18 protein-coding genes are annotated in these 21,875 nt (G+C 71.7%); 10 read left to right on the forward strand and 8 right to left on the reverse strand.

The window, feature by feature from the left end:
• Positions 1–215: 215 nt before the first annotated feature.
• Positions 216–1,094 (reverse strand): oxidoreductase, encoded by an 879-nt coding sequence (locus tag ACIRB1_RS01015; RefSeq protein ID WP_403464061.1) that lies wholly within the window; start codon positions 1,092–1,094, stop codon positions 216–218.
• Between the two features lie 163 nt (positions 1,095–1,257).
• Here ACIRB1_RS01015 and ACIRB1_RS01020 point away from each other — a divergent pair, with 163 nt between their 5' ends.
• Entirely contained in the window at positions 1,258–2,142 is an 885-nt protein-coding gene (locus ACIRB1_RS01020; protein ID WP_403464062.1) for a helix-turn-helix transcriptional regulator, read from the forward strand.
• Positions 2,143–2,176: 34 nt separating this feature from the next.
• Here ACIRB1_RS01020 and ACIRB1_RS01025 read toward each other — a convergent pair whose 3' ends face one another.
• Together ACIRB1_RS01025 and ACIRB1_RS01030 are read right to left on the reverse strand one after the other, a co-directional pair.
• The gene (locus ACIRB1_RS01025; RefSeq protein WP_352184756.1) at positions 2,177–2,554 is read right to left on the reverse strand and encodes a toxin Doc; all 378 of its coding nucleotides are present in this window, start codon (positions 2,552–2,554) and stop codon (positions 2,177–2,179) included.
• A gap of 3 nt (positions 2,555–2,557) precedes the next feature.
• Positions 2,558–2,803: a hypothetical protein gene (locus tag ACIRB1_RS01030; protein ID WP_352184755.1), complete on the reverse strand. Its 246-nt coding sequence runs from the start codon at positions 2,801–2,803 to the stop codon at positions 2,558–2,560.
• A 137-nt stretch (positions 2,804–2,940) separates the two neighbouring features.
• On the opposite strand from ACIRB1_RS01030, the gene ACIRB1_RS01035 reads away from it, so the two are divergent.
• Together ACIRB1_RS01035 and ACIRB1_RS01040 are read left to right on the forward strand one after the other, a co-directional pair.
• Positions 2,941–3,438, forward strand: a complete 498-nt coding sequence (locus ACIRB1_RS01035) for a methylated-DNA--[protein]-cysteine S-methyltransferase (protein WP_403464063.1) — start codon at positions 2,941–2,943, stop codon at positions 3,436–3,438.
• Between the two features lie 29 nt (positions 3,439–3,467).
• Complete coding sequence (locus ACIRB1_RS01040; protein WP_403464064.1) at positions 3,468–4,157, forward strand: 2OG-Fe(II) oxygenase; 690 nt, start codon at positions 3,468–3,470, stop codon at positions 4,155–4,157.
• Between the two features lie 97 nt (positions 4,158–4,254).
• Here the strand turns inward: ACIRB1_RS01040 and ACIRB1_RS01045 are convergent, their stop codons facing one another.
• Together ACIRB1_RS01045 and ACIRB1_RS01050 are read right to left on the reverse strand one after the other, a co-directional pair.
• Positions 4,255–4,863 carry a hemerythrin domain-containing protein gene (locus tag ACIRB1_RS01045; protein WP_403464065.1) on the reverse strand — a complete coding sequence of 203 codons (609 nt, stop codon included), beginning with the start codon at positions 4,861–4,863 and terminating at the stop codon, positions 4,255–4,257.
• Complete coding sequence (locus tag ACIRB1_RS01050) at positions 4,860–6,473, reverse strand: DHA2 family efflux MFS transporter permease subunit (protein WP_403464066.1); 1,614 nt, start codon at positions 6,471–6,473, stop codon at positions 4,860–4,862. The genes ACIRB1_RS01045 and ACIRB1_RS01050 overlap by 4 nt, the downstream gene beginning before the upstream one ends.
• A gap of 191 nt (positions 6,474–6,664) precedes the next feature.
• Between ACIRB1_RS01050 and sigJ the strand changes: the two genes are divergently transcribed.
• Together sigJ and ACIRB1_RS01060 are read left to right on the forward strand one after the other, a co-directional pair.
• On the forward strand, positions 6,665–7,603 hold the full coding sequence (gene sigJ, locus ACIRB1_RS01055) for an RNA polymerase sigma factor SigJ (protein WP_352184750.1): 939 nt from the start codon (positions 6,665–6,667) through the stop codon (positions 7,601–7,603).
• Between the two features lie 122 nt (positions 7,604–7,725).
• Positions 7,726–9,126 (forward strand): cytochrome bc complex cytochrome b subunit, encoded by a 1,401-nt coding sequence (locus ACIRB1_RS01060; RefSeq protein WP_403464874.1) that lies wholly within the window; start codon positions 7,726–7,728, stop codon positions 9,124–9,126.
• Positions 9,127–9,187: 61 nt separating this feature from the next.
• On the opposite strand, the gene ACIRB1_RS01065 is transcribed toward ACIRB1_RS01060, so the two are convergent.
• On the reverse strand, positions 9,188–12,280 hold the full coding sequence (locus ACIRB1_RS01065; RefSeq protein ID WP_403464067.1) for a glycoside hydrolase family 2 TIM barrel-domain containing protein: 3,093 nt from the start codon (positions 12,278–12,280) through the stop codon (positions 9,188–9,190).
• 256 nt (positions 12,281–12,536) lie between these two features.
• On the opposite strand from ACIRB1_RS01065, the gene ACIRB1_RS01070 reads away from it, so the two are divergent.
• A complete protein-coding gene (locus ACIRB1_RS01070) occupies positions 12,537–14,912 on the forward strand; it encodes a SpoIIE family protein phosphatase (RefSeq protein WP_403464068.1) in 2,376 nt (791 codons plus the stop codon).
• 21 nt (positions 14,913–14,933) lie between these two features.
• On the opposite strand, the gene ACIRB1_RS01075 is transcribed toward ACIRB1_RS01070, so the two are convergent.
• On the reverse strand, positions 14,934–15,476 hold the full coding sequence (locus ACIRB1_RS01075) for a sigma-70 family RNA polymerase sigma factor (RefSeq protein ID WP_352184748.1): 543 nt from the start codon (positions 15,474–15,476) through the stop codon (positions 14,934–14,936).
• Positions 15,477–15,522: 46 nt separating this feature from the next.
• Between ACIRB1_RS01075 and ACIRB1_RS01080 the strand changes: the two genes are divergently transcribed.
• The 4 genes from ACIRB1_RS01080 (at position 15,523) to ACIRB1_RS01095 (ending at position 19,566) form a co-directional block, all read left to right on the forward strand.
• Positions 15,523–16,896 carry a serine/threonine-protein kinase gene (locus tag ACIRB1_RS01080; protein WP_403464069.1) on the forward strand — a complete coding sequence of 458 codons (1,374 nt, stop codon included), beginning with the start codon at positions 15,523–15,525 and terminating at the stop codon, positions 16,894–16,896.
• Between the two features lie 113 nt (positions 16,897–17,009).
• A complete protein-coding gene (locus tag ACIRB1_RS01085) occupies positions 17,010–17,738 on the forward strand; it encodes a DUF4232 domain-containing protein (RefSeq protein ID WP_403464071.1) in 729 nt (242 codons plus the stop codon).
• A gap of 69 nt (positions 17,739–17,807) precedes the next feature.
• Complete coding sequence (locus ACIRB1_RS01090) at positions 17,808–19,058, forward strand: arsenic transporter (RefSeq protein WP_352184802.1); 1,251 nt, start codon at positions 17,808–17,810, stop codon at positions 19,056–19,058.
• Positions 19,059–19,074: 16 nt separating this feature from the next.
• Positions 19,075–19,566, forward strand: coding sequence for a universal stress protein (locus ACIRB1_RS01095; RefSeq protein ID WP_352184745.1), 492 nt, complete (start codon positions 19,075–19,077; stop codon positions 19,564–19,566).
• Between the two features lie 3 nt (positions 19,567–19,569).
• Here the strand turns inward: ACIRB1_RS01095 and ACIRB1_RS01100 are convergent, their stop codons facing one another.
• Positions 19,570–21,396, reverse strand: coding sequence for a ricin-type beta-trefoil lectin domain protein (locus ACIRB1_RS01100; RefSeq protein WP_403464072.1), 1,827 nt, complete (start codon positions 21,394–21,396; stop codon positions 19,570–19,572).
• Positions 21,397–21,875 lie beyond the last annotated feature (479 nt).

Consider the following 21,875-nt stretch of genomic DNA (forward strand, 5'->3'; position numbering starts at 1 on the left):
TGCACGGGCTTTCGACTTTCCAAGCGCCCCGTGTGAACCACGCGCACACACCGGTGCGGCACGCACGCTCCCGGCCCACCGCTCACCGCGGTCCACTGGGATCGGCCCTTCTCGGCCGGACGGCGGCTCTCCCGCGCCAAACGGCCGCCGACCCTGCTCCTCCCGCCCTCGGTCGGCGGCCCCGAGGGCGGGGGCGGCCCACCCCCGCCCTCCCGTCATGCCGCCACGGCCCGGCCGATGGCGTCGAGTTCGGCGATCGCGTCGTCGGGCAGCACCAGGTCCGCCGCGGCGATGTTGTCCCGCAGATGCGCGCGGGAGGAGGTCCCGGGGATCAGCACGGTGGTCGCCGACCGCTGCAACAGCCAGGCCAGCGCGACCTGTTGGGCCGAGGTCTCCAGCCGGGCGGCGACGTCGGAGAGGGCCTGCGACTGCAACGGGGTGAAGCCGCCGAGCGGGAAGTAGGCGGCGAACGCGATGTTATCCGCGGCGCACCGCTCGACGAGGGCGTCGTCCTGCCGGTTCGCCAGGTTGTACAGGTTCTGCACGGTGACGACCGGTGCGATGCCCTGGGCCTCGGTCAGCTGGGCGGAGGAGACCGTGCTCAGCCCGAGGTGCCGGATCAGCCCGGCCTCCCGCAGCTCGGCGAGGGCACCGAACTTCTCCGCGACCGACTCCTCGTCGGCGGTGTCCTGGGTGCCGAGCCGGAGATTCACCACGTCGAGGACGTCGAGCCCGAGGTTGCGGAGGTTGTCGTACACCTGCGCCTTGAGGTCCTCGGGGTGCCGGGACATGATCCAGCCGCCGTCGGCGCCGCGCCGGGCGCCGACCTTGGTCACGATGTGCAGGTCGTCCGGGTAGGGGTGGAGGGCCTCCCTGATGATCTCGTTGACGACGACGGGGCCGTAGAAGTCGCTGGTGTCGATGTGGGTGATGCCCCGCTCCACGGCCTCACGGAGGACGGCCACCGCTTCGGCGCGGTCCTTCGGCGGGCCGAAGACGTGGGGGCCGGCGAGTTGCATGGCGCCGTATCCCATGCGGGTGAGGGTGAGGCCCTCGGCGAGGGTGAGGGTGCCGCCGGAGACGGTGTCGGCCATGATCGTGCGCCTTTCGATGAGGAAGGGACTCGTGGGACCCGCGGTGTGCGGTCCGTGTCCTGCCCTCGACTCTGCGCCCGTCGCGGCCGGGCAGGCAGTACCCGGATGTTCCTGGTAGTGACAGGGACACGCACCGCCGAGGAATCGGACCTACGGTGGTGACGTGGACAGCAAGAACGCGCTCGGCGAGTTTCTGCGGGCCCGCCGTGAGCGGGTCCGGCCCGAGGACGTGGGCCTGAGCGGCGGCGGACTGCGTCGGGTGCCGGGGCTGCGCCGGGAGGAGGTCGCCCTGCTGGCCGGGATCAGCTCCGACTACTACCTGCGGCTGGAGCAGGGCCGGGACCGCAACCCGTCGGCGCAGGTGCTGGAGGCACTGGCCCGGGTGCTGCGCCTGGACGCCTCCGCGACCGCCCATCTGCTGAGCCTGGCCCAGCCGGAGCGGCCCGCCGCGTCCCGCAGACGGGCGAGACGGCCCGAGACGGTACCGGCGAGCGTCCGCGAGCTGCTGGACACCTGGTCCGGGCACCCGGCGTACGTGCAGAACCGGTTCACGGACTGCCTCGCCGCCAACGCGCTGTGCACGGCGCTGTCCCCGAACTACGCCCCGGGTGTGAACCTGCTGCGGGCGGTGTTCCTCGACCCGGCCGAACACGAACTCCGGCGCGACTGGGACGAGTTGACCGCCGAGGGCGTGGCGACCCTGCGCGGCCACATCGGGCCCGACGTCGACGATCCCCGGCTGGTGGAGCTGGTGGGCGAGCTGTCGGTACGCAGTGACCGCTTCCGGTACCTGTGGAGCCGCCACGAGGTACGGCCCATGCTCGGCCGGACCAGTCTGCTCAGCCACCCCCTGGTCGGCGACTTCGAGCTCCGGTCGAACAAGTTCGAGATCCCGGGCACGGACGCCCTCAGCATGGTGGTCTTCCACGCCGAGCCGGGCAGCCGCAGCGCGGAACTGCTGGGCCTGCTCGGCAGCCTCGCCGCACCCGACGGCGTACCGCGCGAGGCCCCGCACGAGGACACCGCCCGCCTCGACGACGAGCGGTGACGGACACCCCAGGACAGCCGCTCGGCGCGGCCGCTCAGATCTGCCAGGACCGCAGCCGGTCGGCCGCGCCATAGATGTCGGTCTTGCCGGAGATCAGATCGCGGGTCAGGTCGACGAGCGCGCCGTAGGGCGGATCGATGCCGACGCCGCTGACGAACATGTAGGCGACCGCCGTCGCGCAGGCGAAGCGGGCGTTGGCCGAGGGCAGGGGCTTGAGGAGGGCGAGGGTGTGCAGGAGGGCGGTGGCACGCCAGGCCGGGTCGGAGTCGACGCCGAGGCGGGGCGGGTCGACGCGGTGCCGGGCGACGGCCGCGACCAGCGCCGAGAAGTCGTTGATGGTGGGCTGGTCCGGCAGGACTTCCTCATGCCGCTGGAGCAGCCAGGGCACGTCGATATGGATGGCGTCCGGCATGCGTCAGGCAACCCGCCCCTCGCCCTTGGTCGCCGGTTCGTCGTCGGGGAACGCGGCGGCGAACTCCTCGGCGTGCGTGGCGAAGAACCGGCGGAAGGCCTCGGCGCCCTCCTGGAGCGCCCGGTGCCGGGCTATGTCGGCGGCGGCGGCCTCACGCACCAGAGCCTTCATCGACGTACCGCGCTCCTTGGCGATCTGCCGCAGGTCCTCTAGCTCGCGGTCGCTGAACTCCACGTTGAGAGCTGGCATGCCAACACGGTACCTCTCGGGTACTCAACCGTAAATACCACCAGGTCAAGAGGGTCACCCGGCGGTACCGAACCGACCCCAACACCATGTCCGAATCCCGCCGGTGAGCGCCGCCTCCGCGGAGCAGACTCGTCTCCATGAACACGGTCTGCACACTCATCGACAGCCCCGTGGGCGAGCTGCTCCTGACCGGCGAGAAGTCGGCCGACGGCACCACCCTCACCTCCCTGACCATGCCGGACCGGCCGGCCCTCCCGGCCGACCTGCGACGCGACGACGCGGCCTTCACCGAGGCCGCCCGTCAGCTGTCCGCGTACTTCGCCGGAGACCTCACCCGCTTCGAACTCCCGCTGGCCCCCGAGGGAACGGAGTTCCAGCAGCGGGTCTGGCGGGCCCTGGACGAGATCCCGTACGGCACCACGACGACCTACGGCGCCCTCGCCGAGAGCCTGGGCGTACCGCGCGCCGAGGTCCGGGCACTGGGCGCGGCACTCGGCGCCAACCCGCTGCTGCTGGTACGCGCGTGCCACCGGGTGATCGGCGCGGACGGCTCGATGCGGGGGTACGCGGCCGGGGTCGATCGCAAGGTCCAACTCCTCATCCACGAGGGCGCGTTGCAGCCGATGCTCGGCTGACGCGGACCCGCGACCCAGAAGGAGGAGCAATGGACCGCACCGACTGGTCGGCGCTGGCAGCCGAGTTGGACGTGCACGGCAGCGCGCCGACCGCCGAACTGCTGACCCCCGCGGAGTGCCGCGACCTGACAGCCCTGTACGAGAAGCCCGAACTGTTCCGCACCACCGTCGACATGGCCCGCCACCGCTTCGGCTCCGGCGAGTACCGCTACTTCACCCACGACCTGCCCGCACCGGTGGCCGCCCTGCGCGCCGCGCTCTACCCGCGCCTGTTGCCGATCGCCCGGGACTGGGCGGCCCGTCTCGACCGCCCGTCCCCCTGGCCGGACGACCTGGACGAGTGGCTCGCCCAGTGCCACGCGGCAGGCCAGGACCGTTCGGCACAGATCCTCCTCCGCTACGGCGAGGGCGACTGGAACGCCCTGCACCGCGATGTCTTCGGCGAGTTGGTCTTCCCGCTCCAGGTGGTGATCGGCCTGGACGAGTACGGCACCGATTACACCGGCGGCGAGTTCCTGATGGTCGAGCAACGCCCCCGCGCCCAGTCCCGAGCCACCGCGACCCCACTCCGTCAGGGCCACGGCCTGGTCTTCACCACCCGGGACCGCCCGGTACGGACACGGCGCGGCTGGTCGTCGGGCCCCATGCGCCACGGGGTGAGCACCGTACGCTCGGGCCGACGGCACGCATTGGGGCTGGTGTTCCACGACGCGACGTGAGGACAGCGCCCACCCCGAGAGCGGACGGGCGACGCCGGTCCGGCTGTCGCGGGGGCGCGGGGAACGGCGCGGCCGGCCCCCACGCACCCGCACCCGGCTACCCGCCCCACAGCTCCCGCCGCCGATAACTCCCCTCCCAGAACACCCGGTTGAGCACCCGCACCGGCGCCGGAAAAGCCCCGAGCACCTTCTTCCGCTCCTCCCCCGACACCCCGTCAAGCAGCCACGGCACAAACACCGCGGCCCCCCGCACCCCCTGTTCCTCGCGCATCCGCCCGGTGAACGCGGCCCAGTCCTGACCGGTCAGCGCCTCCTGCATCAAGGGCAGCGCACTGTCCTCCTCATGCTTCAGATGATCGTCAAGCGTGGCGAGCAACGCCCGTACGAGATCAGGCAGTTCGGGCGCCCGCTCGGCGAGAGCGGCGTCGACGGCGTCCAGCAACGGATCGATACGACCGTGCTCCGCCTCCATGTCGTCGAGCAGCGCGAGATCCCGTCCCCGCCCCGCCACCCGCCCCCGGACCCGGGGCCACAGGTCACTGTCCTCGGCGGTGTGATGGACGTGCAGCTGGTGCTTGAAGTTCTCCCACCCCGCACGGACCGGCACGGTGTGCGCCCGCCCCTCGGAGACCGCCGCGGCAAGCCGCTCCAGGTCGCGCCGGAACGCGTCGTGCGAGGCGTACATGGCCGTGAAGTCGATACTCATCGTGCCGCTTCCTCCAACTCGGGCTCGGACATGGGCAGGGCATGGGGGTTGGCGGACGGCCCGTTGTGCCGCCGTACGGCGAGACAGGCGAGCGCGCCGGTCAGCAGGACGGCGACGGCGACGTACACGGCGGGCCCCATCGCATGGACGAACCCGTGGCCGAACACCTGGCCCCCGAGGGCACGCATCCGCTCGGCGACACCCCCCGGGACCCCGGCCGGCGCACCGCCCTGCTGCCCCGCGCCGACGTCGGACTCGGCCTTCGAGAACGCGGCGACGAACGACTCCCGGTAGGCGGCCGGGAGTTGACCGGCGCGGGCTCGTGCCTGCTCGGTCAGGGACGAGGCCAGCTGCGCCTGGAGCACCGCCCCGATCACCGCGCCGGCGAGCACCGAACCGACCTGCCGGAGCGCGTTGGTGACACCGGACGCGGCGCCCGCGAGCCGGGGCGGGACATTGCGCATGACCTCCGTGGCCATGGGCGCGAAGGTGCAGCCGACGCCCAGCCCGGTGAGGAACAGCGGGAACGCGACGGTCAGCCAGCCCGTGCCGACGTCCGCGACCCCGATGAACCAGACCAGTCCGCCCGCCCAGGCGAGCAGCCCGCCCATCAGGATGAACTTGCCGCCGACCCGGTCCGCGAGCGCCCCGGCGGGCCCGGCCATGACGAACGAGCCGAGCGCGACGGGCAGCAGCACGAGCCCTGCCTTCTGCGCGCTGAAGCCGAGCACGGACTGAAGGTAGATCGTCAGCGGCAGGAACATTCCGACCACGCCGAACGACACGGTGACGCCGACGAAGTTGATGAGGCTGAAGTCGCGGTCCCTGAACAGCGAGAAGGGGACGAGGGGTTCGCCGTCCTGCTGGCCGCGCTCGTGCAGCAGGAACGCGGCGAAGAGGAGACCGGCCGCGCCCAACAGGCTCCAGATCCAGGCGTTCCAGTCGTAGCGCTGCCCCTCGGTCAGCCCAAAGGCCAGGCAGAACAGGGCGGTTGAGGCGAGGGTGACGCCGCGGGTGTCGAAGCGGCGCCGTACCGTGCGCCGGGAGCCGGGGATGACCGCCATGGTGAGGACGAGCACCAGCGCGCCGATCGGCAGGTTGACGAAGAAGATCCAGCGCCAGGACAGATGGGTGATCAGCACCCCGCCGAGGATCGGGCCGAGCGCGCCCGAGACGCCCGCCACGGCACCCCAGATGCCCATCGCGACACCGCGCCGGTCGGCCGGGAACACCTCGGCGATGATCGACAGGGTCTGCGGCATGAGCAGCGCCGCGCCCAGGCCCTGCACCGCGCGGAACCCGATGAGCTGGGCGGGGTCCTGCGCGAGCCCGCAGGCGAGGCTGGCCAGGGTGAAGACGGTGACTCCGGCGGCGAACAGGTTGCGTTTGCCGCGCAGGTCGCCGAGGCGTCCGCCGGTGATCAGCAGGACGGCCAGCGCCAGGGTGTAGGCGTTGACGACCCACAGGATCTCGTCCAGGGACGCGTCGAGGTCCTCGCCGAGCTGCGGGATCGCGATGTTCACGATCGTCAGGTCGAGGAGGGTCATGAAGAACCCGAGCGAGAGCGTGATGAGGATCGCCCAGGGGTTGCCGTGCCACTTCTTGAACACGAGGTCGACTCCTTACGTCCGACTGCGCGTCCGGCTGTGCACCGGACTCGCGTTCAAGAGGGCCGGGCCGTCGACGGGTGTGACACGGCCCCGTTTTCCCGAGACGTACGTCACATTCAGGCCGTGGCACGTCACATTCCGCGCCCCTCCACCCCTCGCATTGGTGAGCACGCCACTGGGGAGGCGCACACATGTCCGAGACTTCCGGGATCGCTGTCGACGATGAGGCGACCACTGTCTTCATGGGCCACCGCGAGCTGCTGTTCGGCCTCGTCTACAACATGCTGGGCAGCGTCGCCGACACCGACGACGTCCTCCAGGAGACCTGGCTGTCCTGGACGGCCCGCGCCCGGCGCGCCCCGCTGGGCACCATCACCAATCCGCGCGCCTATCTCGTCCGCATCGCCGTCAACCACGCGCTCCAGCGCCGTGCCACGATCAGCCGCCGCCGCGAGACGTACGTGGGCCCCTGGCTGCCGGAGCCGCTGGTCGACCAGGGTGCCGACGGCGACCCCGAGGACCCCGCCCTGCGCGCCGAGTCGGTGTCGATGGCCATGCTGGTCGTCCTGGAGTCACTGACCCCGCTGGAGCGCGCGGTCTTCGTCCTCAACGAGGTGTTCGGGTACGCCCACACCGAGATCGCGGACATCATCGACCGCACCCCGGCCGCCGTACGGCAGCTCGCGCACCGGGCGCGGGGCCATGTGCACGCGCGCCGGCCGCTGTACGAGGCGCATCCCCGGGTGCGCAGGGAGGCGACCGAGCGGTTCGTGCGGGCCGCCGTCGGCGGGGACATCGCCGCGCTGATGGAGATCCTCGCGCCGGACGTCACGGTGTGGACCGACAGCGGCGGCAACCGCAAACCGGCGGGGCTGCGCCCGGTGCACGGGCGGGACAAGGCCGTCCGTCTCATCAACTCGTTCGCGAACCGGCGGCGCGGTCCGCAGGAACTGGAGCTGACCTACCGGCGGGTCAACGGCGACGACGCCGCCGTGCTGTTCGAGGGCGACGCGCCGTACGCGGTGATGGTCATGGACCTCACGCCCGAGGGCGACCAGGTGTCCGGGGTCTACATCGTGACCAACCCCGAGAAGCTCACGCACGTGCACAAGGACGAGGAGGACCAGTGACCACGACGCCCGAGTCCTCCCTTCCCGAGTCCGCGACTTCCGGGTCCTCGACTTCCCGCTCCTCGACTTCCGGCTCCTCGCGGGGCGAACGCGTCGCCGACTGGTTCGACGGCCGCCTCGGCATCCACACCCTCGGCAAGCGGTATCTGCGGAAGGTGTTCCCGGACCACTGGTCGTTCCTGCTCGGCGAGATCTGCCTGTACAGCTTCGTGGTGCTGATCCTGACGGGCATCTACCTCACCCTGTTCTTCCATCCGTCGATGAACGAGGTGACGTACCACGGGAGTTATGTCCCCCTCAACGGCATCCGCATGTCCGACGCCTACGCCTCCACACTCCACCTCAGCTTCGACGTGCGGGGCGGCCTGTTGGTCCGGCAGCTGCACCACTGGGCGGCGCTGGTGTTCATCGCCGCGATGCTGACGCACATGATGCGGCACTTCTTCACGGGTTCGTTCCGCAAGCCGCGCGAGCTGAACTGGGTGTTCGGCTGGACCCTGTTGTTCCTGGGCCTGTTCGAAGGCCTCTTCGGCTACTCGCTCCCGGACGACCTGCTGTCGGGCACGGGGATGCGTTTCGTCGACGGCGCGCTTTTGTCGGTCCCGATCGTCGGGACGTACCTCTCGATGTTCCTGTTCGGCGGCGAGTACCCGGGCCACGACATCGTGTCCCGCTTCTACTCGCTCCACGTGCTGCTGATCCCGGGCATCATGGCGGCCCTGGTGGTCGTGCACATCCTTTTGGTCGTCTACCACAAGCACACCCAGTTCGCGGGCCCCGGCCGCACCGAACGCAATGTCGTGGGCGCCCCGTTCATGCCGGTCTACCTGGCCAAGGCGGGCGGCTTCTTCTTCCTGGTCTTCGGCGCCCTGACCGTCCTCGCCGCCGTGGCGTCGATCAACCCGGTCTGGTCCTACGGCCCCTACCGTGCCGACCAGGTCTCGACGGGCGCCCAGCCGGACTGGTACCTGGGCTTCGCGGAGGGTCTGGTCCGGGTGATGCCGGGCTGGGAAGTCACCTTCTGGGGCCACACGTTGGTGCTCGGCGTGCTCGTGCCCATCGTCGTCTTCCCGCTCCTGCTGGTCCTCATCGGCGGCTACCCGTTCCTGGAGTCCTGGCGGACCGGCGACACACGCGAACACCACCTCCTGGACCGCCCCCGCAACCGCCCCACGCGCACCGGCATCGGTGTGACCTGGATCAGCCTCTATCTGATCCTCCTGGCCGGCGGCGGCAACGACATCGTGGCGACGCGGCTGCACCTGTCGATCAACACGGTGACGTGGGCGGTGCGGGTGGCGGTGTTCGTCGTACCGGCGGCCGCCTTCGTCGTGACCCGCCGGGTCTGCCTGGGGCTGCAACTCAGGGACGCGGAACTGGTGTCGCACGGCCGCGAGACCGGCGTCATCAAGCGTCTGCCGCACGGCGAGTATGTGGAACTGCACCGGCCGCTCGACCAGGCCGAACTGCACACCCTGACGGCGCACAGACGCCCGAGGGAACTCGTGGACCGCGAACCGTAGTCGAGCGGCTTCCGACGACGGCCCGGACAGGCCACCTGCCCGTCCGGGCCCGACGAGTCGCCTACCCGGCCGGTGCCTCCAACTTGCTGATCCGCAGGGCCCCTTGAGCCGTCCCGGGACGGCTGCTCGTCAGTGTCAGCCGCAGCCGCGATCCGCGCACGGCGCGGAAGGTGACGACGGTCGGTGTGTCCGAAGCCGTGGCCCAGTCCACGGCGGCCCCCTCGACGGCCACCCACGCGCGCCCGTCCCACACCGCGACCGCCACCGCCGAGGGCAGGGCGTGCGTCGCGTCCACCGTGAACGACACCTCCACCCGGTCGAAGGACCGGCTCCTCCCCCAGTCCACCGACACCCAGTCCGCACCCCGGGCACCGCTGAAGGCGGGCAGCAGTGCCGTGGCCGACTTGGCGAAGGCGTTGGACCAGCCGGTGGCCGCGTCGCCGTCGAGCATGGCGGCCGGGAAGGTGTCGGGGCGGCCCGAGTAACTCGCGTCGGCGTAGGGGTAGTTGGGCGGAGCCGGCTGGTCGGCCTCGAAGCGCGGGGCCGGGGTGAGCGCCACGTCCCGGGCAGCTGTCGTTCGGACGGTCACCGTGCCGGTGCGCAGCCCCTCCGCGCGGGCCGTCACCTTCAGCGCGCCCGCCGCCGTACCGGACCGGACGATCGCAAGTGCCTTGCCGTGGAAGGCTGTTCGGGTGCTCGCCTGGTAGCGCTCCGCGCTCTCCTCGCGTCCGTTGTCGAGACCGGCGAGGGAGCCGCCGCGCACGTCGAAGGCGATCAGGTCCTCGGCGTCGGGTAGCACCACACCGTGGGCGTCGACGACCTCGGCGGTGACGAAGACCAGTGAACGGCCGTCTGCCGCGAGGGACGTACGGTCGGCGGTGAGGCGTACGGCGTGTGCGGGCCCGGCGGTACGCAGGACGTCCGTCGCCACCCTCTTGCCGGCCCGGCTCGCGACCGCCTTCAACTCGCCGGGCTCGTACGGGACTTTCCAGATCAGGTGGAGTCTGCCCGCGCTGCCGTTCGGGCTGGTGTAGCTGCCGGGGTAGGGGCCGGTGGTGACGGTCTTGTCGTCGCCGGTCGCCTCGGTGGTCTCCAGGTAGGTGCGGCCGTCGGTGGTCGTCTTGGTGTCGAACTCCCTTGTCCCGAGGGACTTTCCGTTGAGGAACAGCTCGACGGTGTCGACGTTGGCGTAGGCCCAGACCTCGACGGTGTCACCCGGCTCGTGGTTCCAGCTCATCGGCACCAGGTGGACCATGGGCTCGCTGGTCCACTGGCTGCGGAAGAGGTGGTACATGTCCTTCGGGAAGCCGGCCGTGTCGACGGCGCCGAAGAAGGACGCCTTGACCGGGAACACGTTGTAGGGCGTGGGTTCCCCGATGTAGTCGATGCCGGACCACAGGAACTGGCCGGCGAACCACTTCCGGTCCCGGTCCTTCTTGTGGCCGTACTCGCCGCTCATCGTCCAGGAGGAGAGGTTGTTGTCGTAGGACGAGGTCGCGCGTCGGCCCGGGGTGTGGTTCTCGCCGGTGTTGAGGTGCTCCGGCTCCTGGTAGGTGGACCGGGTCGAGGTCTCGGACGAGGACTCCGACTCGAAGAGGAACAGGTGGGGATAGGCGGCGTGCAGGCCGTCGACCGACTTGGCGGTGTTGTAGTTGAGGCCGAGCCCGTCCAGCTTGGCGAGCATGAGGTCGGCGGCGGAGCCCTTGGCCGGTACGGAGTGGTACTTGTCGGAGCCGATGACGAGGGGCCTGGTGTCGTCGGCCGCCCTGATCGCGCCGATGATGCGGTCGGCCATCGCGAGACCGGCGGTGGAGGTGGAGTCGGGGATCTCGTTGCCGATGGACCACAGCACCACGGCGGGCGAGTTGCGGGCGGCGAGGACCATCTCGGTGGCGTCCTTCTCGCACCAGTCGTCGAAGAACCGGTGGTAGTCGTAGGCCGTCTTGCCGGTGTGCCAGCAGTCGAAGGCCTCGACCATCATCACGATGCCCAGTTCCTCGCAGGCCTGGACGATCTGCGGCGAGGGCGGGTTGTGGGAGGTGCGGAAGGCGTTGACGCCCATCGACTTCATGATGGCCAGCTGGCGGCGCACGGCGTCGACGCTGATCGCGGAGCCGAGCGCGCCCTGGTCGTGGTGGAGGTCGACGCCCTTGATCTTGGTGTCGGTGCCGTTGAGGGAGAAGCCCTGGTCCGGGTCGAAGCGGTAGGTGCGGATGCCGAAGGGGGTGCTGTACGTGTCGACCGTCTTGCCGGCCACCCGTAGCTCGGTCTCCAGGGTGTAGCGGTGGTGCGGGGTCTCGATGTCCCACAACTTGGGCCTGGGGACGGTGAGTTCATGGGCTTCGGTGTCTCGGCCGGTGACGGTGGCCGTGGAGGCGGCGCGGGCCACCGTCCGGCCGCCGGGGTCGACGACCCGCGACCTGACCTCGACCTCGCTCGGGGTGCCCGACTCGTTCAGCACGGCGGTCCGCACCTGTACGACGGCCCGCTCGGCGGTGATGTCCGGGGTCGTGACATACGTGCCCCAGCGTTCGACGTGCACCGGGTCGGTGAGGACGAGGCGGGCCTCGCGGTAGATGCCGCTGCCCGAGTACCAGCGGCTGCTGGGGAGCTGGTTCTGCACCTTGACCGCGAGGACGTTCTCCGTGGTGCCGTCGGTGTGCACCAGGTCGGTCAGGTCGAGGGCGAAGCCGGTGTAGCCGTAGGGGTGGCGGCCCGCCTCGGTGCCGTTGCAGTAGACGTACGAGTCCATGTAGACGCCGTCGAACTCGACCGAGATCCGCCGGCCCGCGACGGCGGGCGGCAGGGTGAAGGCGATGCGGTACCAGCCGAGACCGCCGGGGAAGAAGCCGGTGCCGCTGGTGGTGCCGTTCGCCGTGGTGGGGGTCTGCTCGATGCTCCAGTCGTGCGGGACGGCGACCCGGCGCCAGGCCGAGTCGTCGTAGTCCGGTGCGGCGGCCTCGGCGTAGGCGCCGGTCGGGTCGGTGATCCCGCCGGGGTTGACCAGCGCGAAGCGCCAGCCGTCCCGCAGGGGGACCGTGCGGCGGCCGACGGCGCCCGTCGGGGCGGCGTGCGCGGCCGGGGAGGACAGGAGTGAAGCGGCCGTCGGCGCGGCCGTGGAAGCGATCAAAACCGATCTGCGAGTGACCGTCATGGCGGCTCTCCCTCATCAGGGCCCAGAAGTACTCACAACTGATCGTGACCGAACAGATTCTGACGGGCTGCCACTCCGGGCCGTCAAGGGTGCGGGGACGGACAGGTGCCTCGTCGGTCACTTCGGCCGGATTTCCCCCTTGCCGACCGCGCTCCCCGGCCCTGAGGGTTCTCGTCCGCGCGGCACCATGACGCACTAGGCTGGAACACAAGTGACGGGTCTGTTCACTGTGAGTGCGCGCGATGGAGTGGCGACGATGAGTCCGGTCTACCCGTTCGACGATGCCGCGACGGCGCGGGTTGTCATCGACGATGCCGGAACTCTGACGCAGTGGAACGAGGGAGCCAGGCGGCTCCTCGGCCACACCGCCGACGAGGTCGTGGGGCGCCCGGCCGCGCGGCTGCTGGCCGGTGGCGCCGAGGCGCTGCCCGCGATCACGGGCGCCCGCTGGGACGGCACGGTCACCTTGCGGCACCGCGACGGCCACACACTGCCCGTGTGGCTGCTGGCCCACCGCCGGCTCCCCCCGGACGGCGGCCCGGGCGACTGGCTGATCGTGACCCCGCTGGAGCGCGGCGGCCCCCGCACCGCCGAGGACCCGCTCGCGACGGCCGCACTGACCCAGTCGCCGTGCGCCATCGCGGTCTACGACGAGCGGCTGCGGCTGAGCCGGGTCAACGACGCGATGGCCGACGTGATCGGGCTGCCCGAGGAGCGCGTCCGGGGGCTGCGGATCACCGAGATCGGCGGGAAGACGCAGAGCGCGGAGCTGGAGCAGTACATGCTGCGCGTGCTCACCTCGGGCACCGCCCAGGACTTCCAGATCTTCATGCGCACCGGCGGCGAGGACGCGGCGCACGCCTGGCTGGCCCGGATGGCGCCGATCACCGACGCCGAGGGCCGGGTGCGGGGCGTCTGTCTGGCCGCGCACGACTTCACCGAGAACTACCTCGCGCGGGAGCGGCTGCAACTCGTCAACGAGGCGAGCGTCCGCATCGGCACCACCCTCGACGTCACCCGTACGGCCCAGGAGCTGGCGGATGTCTGCGCGCCGGCCCTCGCCGACTTCGTCAGCATCGACCTGCTGGACCCGCAGGAGCACGGCGGCGAGCCACCGGCGACGCTCGCCACACCCGTCAGACTCCGCCGGGCCGCCCACCGGTCGGTGCAGGAGGGCAGCCCCGAGGCCGTCGCGAAACCCGGCCAGTTCGACCTGTACCCGGAGCACTCCCCGCAGGCCGACGCCCTGCTCGCGGGCCGCACCCTCGTCGCCTCCGGCCCGGCCCTCGAAAGCTGGCTCGCCTGGGACAGGACCCGCGCGAAGCGCGTCCAGGAGTACGGCATCCACTCCTCGATGGCCGTACCGATCCAGGCCCGCGGCGTCACCCTCGGCGTCGCGGTCCTCACGCGGTACCGGCGCCTGGACCCCTTCACCGCCGACGACGTCCTGCTCGCCGAGGAGGTCACGGCCCGCGCCGCCGTCTGCATCGACAACGCCCGCCGCTTCTCCCGCGAACGTGAGACCGCGCTCGCCCTCCAGCGCAGTCTGCTCCCCCGCAAACTCCCGCCCACCGCCGCCCTGGAGGCCGCCTCGCGCTATCTGCCGGCGGCGCGCGCCGGGGTCGGCGGCGACTGGTTCGACGTGATCCCGCTGTCCGGGATGCGGGTCGCCATGGTCGTCGGGGACGTCGTGGGCCACGGCATCCAGGCCTCCGCGACGATGGGCCGGCTGCGCACGGCGGTCCGCACCCTCGCCGACATCGACCTCGCCCCGGACGAACTGCTGACCCACCTCGACGACCTCGTCGTACGGCTGTCCGCGGAGGCCGGCGGCGAGGGCAGTCCGGGCGAGGTCGGCGCGACCTGTCTGTACGCGGTGTACGACCCGGTCTCGCGCCGCTGCACCCTGGCCCGCGCCGGACATCCGCCGCCCATCATGATCCGGCCCGGCGGACCGCCCGAGCATGTGGACCTGCCCGCGGGGCCGCCGCTCGGCCTGGGCGGACTCCCCTTCGAGTCGGCCGAGGTGGAGCTGCCCGAGGGCACCGTCCTCGCGCTGTACACCGACGGCCTGATCGAGAACCGCGACCGGGACCTCGACGACAGTCAACGGCTGCTGTTCGACGCCCTGTACGCGCCCTCGGACTCCCTGGACGAGACCTGCGACCGCATCCTGCACGCCGTGCTCCCGCCGGGCGGTGCCGCCGACGACGTGGCGCTGCTGGTGGCCCGCACGCGGGGGCTGCCCGCCGAGCAGGTCGCGACCTGGGACATCCCGGCCGACCCCTCGCTCGTCGCCCCGATCCGCAAACAGGTCGTCGAGCAGCTCGACGCCTGGAACCTGAGCGAGGCCGGGTTCACGGCCGAACTGGTGGTGAGCGAGCTGGTCACCAACGCCATCCGCTACGGCGCGCACCCCATCCGGCTCCGGCTGATCCATGACGCGGCCACGCTGATCTGCGAGGTCTCCGACACCAACCACACGGCCCCGCACCTGCGCCGCGCCAAGACCTGGGACGAGGGCGGGCGCGGCCTGCTGCTGGTCGCCCAGCTCACCCAGCGCTGGGGCAGCCGGCACACCACCGAGGGAAAGACCATCTGGGCGGAGCTGTCCCTCATCGACGAGCTGTGAGCCGTATCAGGACAGGTCGGATCAGGTCAGCCAGGGCCTGACCTGGCGGCGGGCCTCGTGCAGCCGGGACTTGAGGGTGCCGAGCGGGATGCCGAGGCGCTCGGCGATGTCGGTGTACTCCAGGTTGCAGATGTCCCGGTACACCAGCGGCGCGACCAGGTTCGGCTGCTCGCGCTCCAGGCGCTCCAGCGCCTCCAGGAGATCGATCTTCGACCCGGCGATCACGCTCGTGGTGCGCGGGTCGACGTGCTGGCTCACGTCGATCACGGCGGGCTGCTCGGCGGCCCGGCGCTTCAGCTCGCGGTACTTCTGCCGGGCGCCGTTGGCGACCACCGTGTAGAGCCAGGTGCTGAAGAGGCTGCGGCCCTCGAACGTGCCGATCTTCCGGGCGACCTGGAGCAGTACGTCCTGGGCCGCCTCCTCGGCGTCCTCGCGGCACGGCAGGAAGCGCCCGCAGCGCCGTACGACCTCCGGCTGGATGGTGCGCAGCAGCTCGTCCAGTGCCACCGGGTCACCGGCCGCGGCACGCCTGGCCAGGTCTTCGGTCGGCGCCGTTTCGCGCACTGGATCCACTCCTCCGCCTCGATCTCCGAGCAGGCATGATAGTCCTATGCACTCCGTCGAACAGATCGGCCGCTACCGCCTTGAACGCCGCCTGGGCACCGGCGCGTTCGGCACGGTCTGGCTCGCGCACGACGACGTCCTGGAGGCCCCGGTCGCCGTGAAGGTGCTCGCGGACAACTGGGCGCACCGCCTCGACATCGTCGAACGCTTCCTCTCGGAGGCCCGGCTGCTGCGCAGGGCCGACTCGAACAGGGTCGTACAGGTCTACGACATCGGAGAGCTGCCCGACGGACGGCCGTACTTCGTGATGGAGTACGCCGACGCCGGCACCTTCGCCGATCTGCTCGCCGCGGGTCCGCTGCCCGTGGCCGAGGCGCTGCGGCTGACCGCGCTGGCCGCCCGGGGCGCCGCCGCGCTGCACAAGGCGGGGATCGTGCACCGGGACATCAAGCCGACCAACGTGCTGCTGCGCACCACCCCGGACGGCAGCGGCCGGGTCCTGCTCGCCGACCTGGGCCTGGCCAAGAGCCTGGCGCACGCGTCGGGCCTCACACTGGCCGCCGGTTCGGCGGGCTACCAGCCGCCGGAGCAGGCCCGGCCCGGCTCGGGCATCGACGAGCGCGCCGACGTGTACAGCCTGGGCGCGGTCGCCTACGAGTTGCTCACCGGCACGGTTCCGGGCGCGCCGGGTCAGGTCGTACGGCCGGACCGGCTGCGGCCCGATGTGTCCCCGGAGGTGCAGCGGGCGGTGCTGCGCGCGCTGGAGCCGGACCGGGAGCGGCGCTGGCCGACGGCGCGGGCGTTCGCGGAGGAGCTGGAGCGGCTGGCCGGGGAGATCCCGGCGTCCAGGCCGCGCGGCCGGCACCGGGGGGTCGCGCTGATGGCGGGGCTGTTCGTCGTGGTGGCGGCGGGCACGGGCGTCGCGGTGCTGAACCTGCCCTCGTCCTCGTCGGGGAGTTCGGCCCTGCGGGTCAAGGACACCACGGGCCGGGTCTCCGCCGAGGTGCCCGCCTCCTGGGGCCGTCAGCTGCGCGACTCGGGCTGGGATCCGCACGCTCTGGGTCTGCGCGCGGGGCACGAGCCGGGGCTGGCCGTCGCCGACGACCTGTCCCGGTGGCCGGACCTGTCGTCGGACGTGAACGGCGTGTTCATCGGCCTGAGCGAGCACGGCAGCGTGACGACGCAGGTGGACCGCCTCGCCCATTCCGGGTGCCGCTACGACGGCAGCCGCGCCTACTCGAGCGCGACCTGGCGCGGCACGATCCGCACCTGGAGCGACTGCTCGGGTTCCACGGGCACCCTCTCGGAGACGGCGCTGCGCGAGGTCGGCGGCGCGGCCCAGCCGCAGGTCTACGTGCAGATCCGGCAGCACAGCGGTGACGCGACCGCACGCATACTCCGCTCGCTCCGGGTCACCTGATCACCGTCGGAGAAGAATCACCGGTGGTCCCGCGAACTTTTCGGCGCGTGCCCGCATCGGACCCTATGACAGCGCGCGAGGCGCTGAGCGATGAACTTCCAGGAGCGTCGAAGATGGCTAACTCGTCCCCGTCCCTGCGCCGGGCGGCCCTGCTCGTGAGCGCCGTCGCCGTACTGGGCCTGACGACGGCCTGTGGCGACGGCAGCGGCACGGTGAGCAGTCCGCAGACCCAGTCGGGTACGGCGGCGCCCGCGGGCGGCGACACCACGGCCGACGGGTCCGGCACGCCGGCCGCCACGTCCAGCGGTGCCGGCACCGGCACCAGTGGCGGCACCGGTTCGGACTCGACCCCGTCGGGTTCCTCGGCCTCCGCGTCCTCCGGTTCCGGCGGTACGAGCACCGGCTCCGGCACGGCGAGCGGCAGCCGGTGCCACACCTCCGAGCTGAGCGCGAAGGTGGGCGGGAACGACCCGGGTGCCGGGCAGGAGAACTTCCCGATCGTCCTCACGAACGCGTCCGGCCGTACCTGCACGGTCCGCGGCTATCCCGGCGCCGCGTTCGCGAGCGCGGACGGCCGGCAGCTGGGCCCCGACCCGCAGCGCGAGACGGGCACGACCGTCACCACCATCACGCTGAAGCCGGGCCAGAGCGCCTGGGCCGGGCTGTCGTTCTCCAACCCGGAGATCAGCGGCGCGAAGACGGCGACGCCCGCCACGCTGGTGGTGACCCCGCCGGACGAGAAGGACCCGCTGAAGGTGAAGTGGACGAACGGCACGGTGCCCGTGTCGGGCAACGCGTCCTCGGTGCGCCTGTCGGTGTTCAGCGCGGGGACGGGCGCCTGACCCCGGAGTTCCTGGTGCGGCCTGGTTTCATGGACGTGCACCACTGATCGCGTCCTGGAGGACCGTCCCCTGAACACCCCCCTCGCGGAAACCCTCTCCGTCGTTCTGCTCGTCGCCGTCCTCGTGTGGGCCGTCGTCCGTCCCTTCGGATGGCCGGAGGCGGTGATGGCGGTCCCGGCCGCCGGGATCGCCGTGGCAACCGGCGCGATCTCGCTCGACCACGCGCGGGCCGAGGCCGAACAGCTCGGCCCGGTGGTCGGGTTCCTCGCCGCAGTCCTCGTGCTCGCCCACTTCTGCGATGTGGAGGGGCTCTTCCGGGCCTGCGGGGCGTGGATGGCGGAGTGGGCGAAGGGCAGCCCGAGCCGGCTGCTGACGGCGGTGTTCGCACTGGCCTCGCTGATCACGGCCGTGCTGAGCCTGGACGCCACCATCGTGCTCCTGACGCCGGTCGTGTTCGCGACGGCGTCCCGGATGGGCGTACGTCCCAAGCCGCACGTCTACGCGTGCACGCACCTGTCGAACACCGCCTCCCTGCTGCTGCCGGTCTCCAATCTCACCAACCTCCTCGCCTTCGCGGCGAGCGGCCTGAGCTTCACCCGCTTCGCGGGGCTGATGGTGCTGCCCTGGCTGGTGGCGATCGGCGCCGAGTACCTGGTGTTCCGGCGCTTCTTCGCCCGCGACCTCGCTGCGGCGGCCCCCTCACCGGTCTCCGGCGACAAGCCCGAACTGCCGGTCTTCGCGCTGGCGACCGTCGCCTGCACCCTCGCCGGGTTCGTCCTGACCTCGGCGATCGGCATCGACCCCGCGTGGGCCGCGCTGGCGGGCGCGCTCGTCCTCGCCGGGCGGGCGATGCTACGGCGGCAGGCGACCCCGCTGACGGTCGTGCGGGCGGCCGCGCCGTCGTTCCTGGCGTTCGTGCTGGCGCTCGGCATCGTGGTGCGGGCCGTGGTCGACAACGGCCTCTCGGACGCGCTCGGGCACCTCCTGCCCGGCGGCACCGGCATCGCGGCCCTGCTCGGGATCGCCGCCCTGGCCGCCGTCCTCGCGAACCTCATCAACAACCTGCCGGCCGTCCTGGTCCTGCTGCCGCTCACCGCGCAGGCCGGACCCGGCGCCGTGCTCGCCGTCCTCCTCGGGGTGAACATCGGGCCGAACCTGACCTACGCCGGTTCGCTCGCGACGCTGCTGTGGCGGCGGATCGTGCATCAGCACGAACACGACGTGGACATCAAGGAGTTCACGAAGCTGGGGCTGATCGCCGTGCCGTCGGCGCTCGTCCCGGCGGTGGTGGCACTGTGGGTGTCGCTCCAGGTTCTCTGACACCGAGGGAGGCCGAATGCGTGTGATCGCCTGGCTGGTCGAGGGCACATGGCCCGCCTGCGTGGACGCCGTACGGACGCATGCGCCGGAGGCGGACGAGGTGGTGCTGCTGCATGTCAGCGGGCCGGACGTGCCCGGTGTGGCGCACGGGGCGTTCGCCGGGCTGCTCGGCCGGGGCGGTCCGGCGCGTGATCCCGGGACCCGGCTGGAGGACCTGGGCAGCACGTCGGCGGCGGAGCTGCTGGACGCGGCGGCCGAGCGGCTGGGGCGGCCGTGCACCCGCATGGAGCGGGCCGGGCGGGTCGAGCGCGAGGTGGTGGCCGCCGCCGGGGACGCGGATCTGCTGGTGCTGGCGCGCGACGGCGACCGGGCCCGGCTCGGCCCGCGCAGTCTCGGGCCGGCCGTACGGTTCGCCGTCGACCACGCGCCCTGTCCGGTGCTGCTGGTGTGGCCGGAGGCGGCGCCGGGGATCTCGACCATGCCGCCGCCACCGCCGCACCACCACTGAGGGTCAGTGCCCGCGGTACCCGCCACCGCCGCCGTATCCACCGCCGTATCCGCCACCCCAGCCACCGCCGTATCCGCCACCGCCCCAGCCGCCGCCGTTCTGACCGGCCCCCTCGCAGTACGACGGGTAGGAGGCGCAGTAGTCCGGGGTCGGGGCCGCGGTGGTCTGCGGGGCCGACGCGGTCGGGGTCGGCGTGGGCGTGGCCGTCGGGGTCTTCGCGGGCACCGGGGCGGCCGACTTGGTGGTGGGGGTCGGCGTGCCGGTGCTGTCGGTGTCCCAGTTGACGACCTGCATCTGCGGGTCGGCCTTCGACGTGTCGAAGACCCAGCGCTGCGCGGAGCCGTCGGCCCGCGTCTTCAGGACGAGCGCGCCGCCGCCGTCGGTGGAGGCGGGGGTCAGGGCCAGGTCCTGGTTCCAGCGCGGGACGAGGATGCCCTGGAGCGTGAAGTCGTAGCGGATGTTCTTCGCGGTCGCCGAGGACGGGCCCGTGCAGGGGGCGAGTCGGACCTCGAAGGCGAGGTGCGAGTCGAGGCAGAGACCGGGGTCGGCGGTGCTGCGCAGCCGGCCGTCCGTCTCGTACGACCACTGCTGGCCGGCCACCGAGGAGCAGCTCTGCAGTTCGGCCTCGGCGTCCCGGAGGGGCTTGTTGCCGGCGACGCCGATGCACAGGCCGGACTCGACGTTGTGCAGCCGGCCGCTGAGCGTGCCCTGCGTGGTGTCGTTCTTGCCGACCCAGGACGGGTTGGCGGATTCCTTGCCGGTGCCGGCGGCGCCCGCCGACTTGCTTTCGGTGCCGCTCTTGCCGCCGCCGGAGCCGCCGATGGACCACAGCACGAGCGGGAGGACGACCAGGCCGCTCACGGTCAGCACGGCCACGGCGAGGTTGCGGCGGCGGACTCGGCGGGCCGCCTTGTGCGCCGATCTGAGTTCGCCGCGCCGCGGGCCCGGCCGCACCGCGAGGTCGGTGGCGGCGTCCGGCACCTCGGGGGGCAGCGGGCGGCTGCCGGCCCTGACCTCCAGGTAGGCGCGCGCGCCCCAGCCGAGGACCGCCTCGGCGAGCGCGATGCCGAGCCCGGCGTTGAACTGGTTCAACTGGTCGGCGGTGTACCGGCAGTGCTTGCAGACGCTGAGGTGCATCGCGAGGTCCGGGTCGACCTCCGCGCCGCCGCGCCGGAAGGTGACGTCCAGCAGCCGGATGTAGCGCTGGCACTCGTCGTCCTGGGCGAGTTCGCGGTGGACCTGCAGACACTCCTCGCGCAACCGGCCCCGGGCGCGGCCGAGTTCGACCTCGGCGCCTTCCTCGTCCAGGCCCAGCAGCCCGGCGGGTATCGCGAACGGCTCGGACTCGACGTCGATGTGCCAGAGCAGGGTGCGGGCCGACTGGGGCAGCCGCTGGAACGCCCTGGAGAGCAGCCGCCGTTCGGGCACCGGCAGCAGCCGGGCGGTGACCCGGTCGCCCTCTCCGGCCGCGGAACGCAGATCGGGGTGGAGCATGTCCTGCCGGCGGTCGGCGACCCATTCCGCGGCGATCCGGCGGACGGTGACGAGGACTTGGGGGCGCCAGGCGGCGGCCGGTCCCGACTGCCGCAGGGATTCTCCGAAGAGCCGGGTGAATGCGGCCGTGGTGAGCATTCCGGCGTGGTGTGGTCCGTCGGTGCACAGCCGCGCATAGGCGAAGGCCGCTTCCCAGTGCCGGTCCAGCAGTTCGCCGACGGGTTGCAGCGCGGGCGTCGTCCCCGTCCACTTCTTCAGTTCGGCGCTGAGCTGCTCGTCGGTCACTTCGAAGTGGTGAGCGGAACTCGGGGAATTCGAGGGACCTGCGTCCTTCACGGCTGCATTCCTCCAGGTGAAACGCGGAATTGGTCCATACCGGCGGGTATGCGACCCCGTCGACAGGTCGACAAAGTCCACCCGTCCGACAGAAGGCATCCCGGACGTCCGCCTGGGGCAGCTCTTTTGAAGCAAGGGGGGTGACGTACGGGAGCGGCCTCGAGCACGCGGAGGGGAATCATCTATGTGCCCGCGCGCCGACAGGCACACCTTTGCACAGGTCAGCGAGGCGTAACAAGGTCTGCCTCAGTTTTGCGCTTTGCGATCCGGGCCCCGCTATTTGACGTCTCGTCAATCAGGCCCGTAATGGGATTGCCGCCCTATCCACACGGGAAATCCCGAAACCATTGACCAGGGGCTGCCGGGACCACCCCGCACGACGGGCACCGGGACGCTCTTCTTCCGGTTTTCCCAGGTCATGTTCCGGCCGCCCGGTGCTTTGTCGGACGGGACGGTGTCGTCATGGCAGTTGCCGCCTT

The organism is Streptomyces sp. NPDC096013 (assembly GCF_044763565.1).
Taxonomy (GTDB): domain Bacteria; phylum Actinomycetota; class Actinomycetes; order Streptomycetales; family Streptomycetaceae; genus Streptomyces.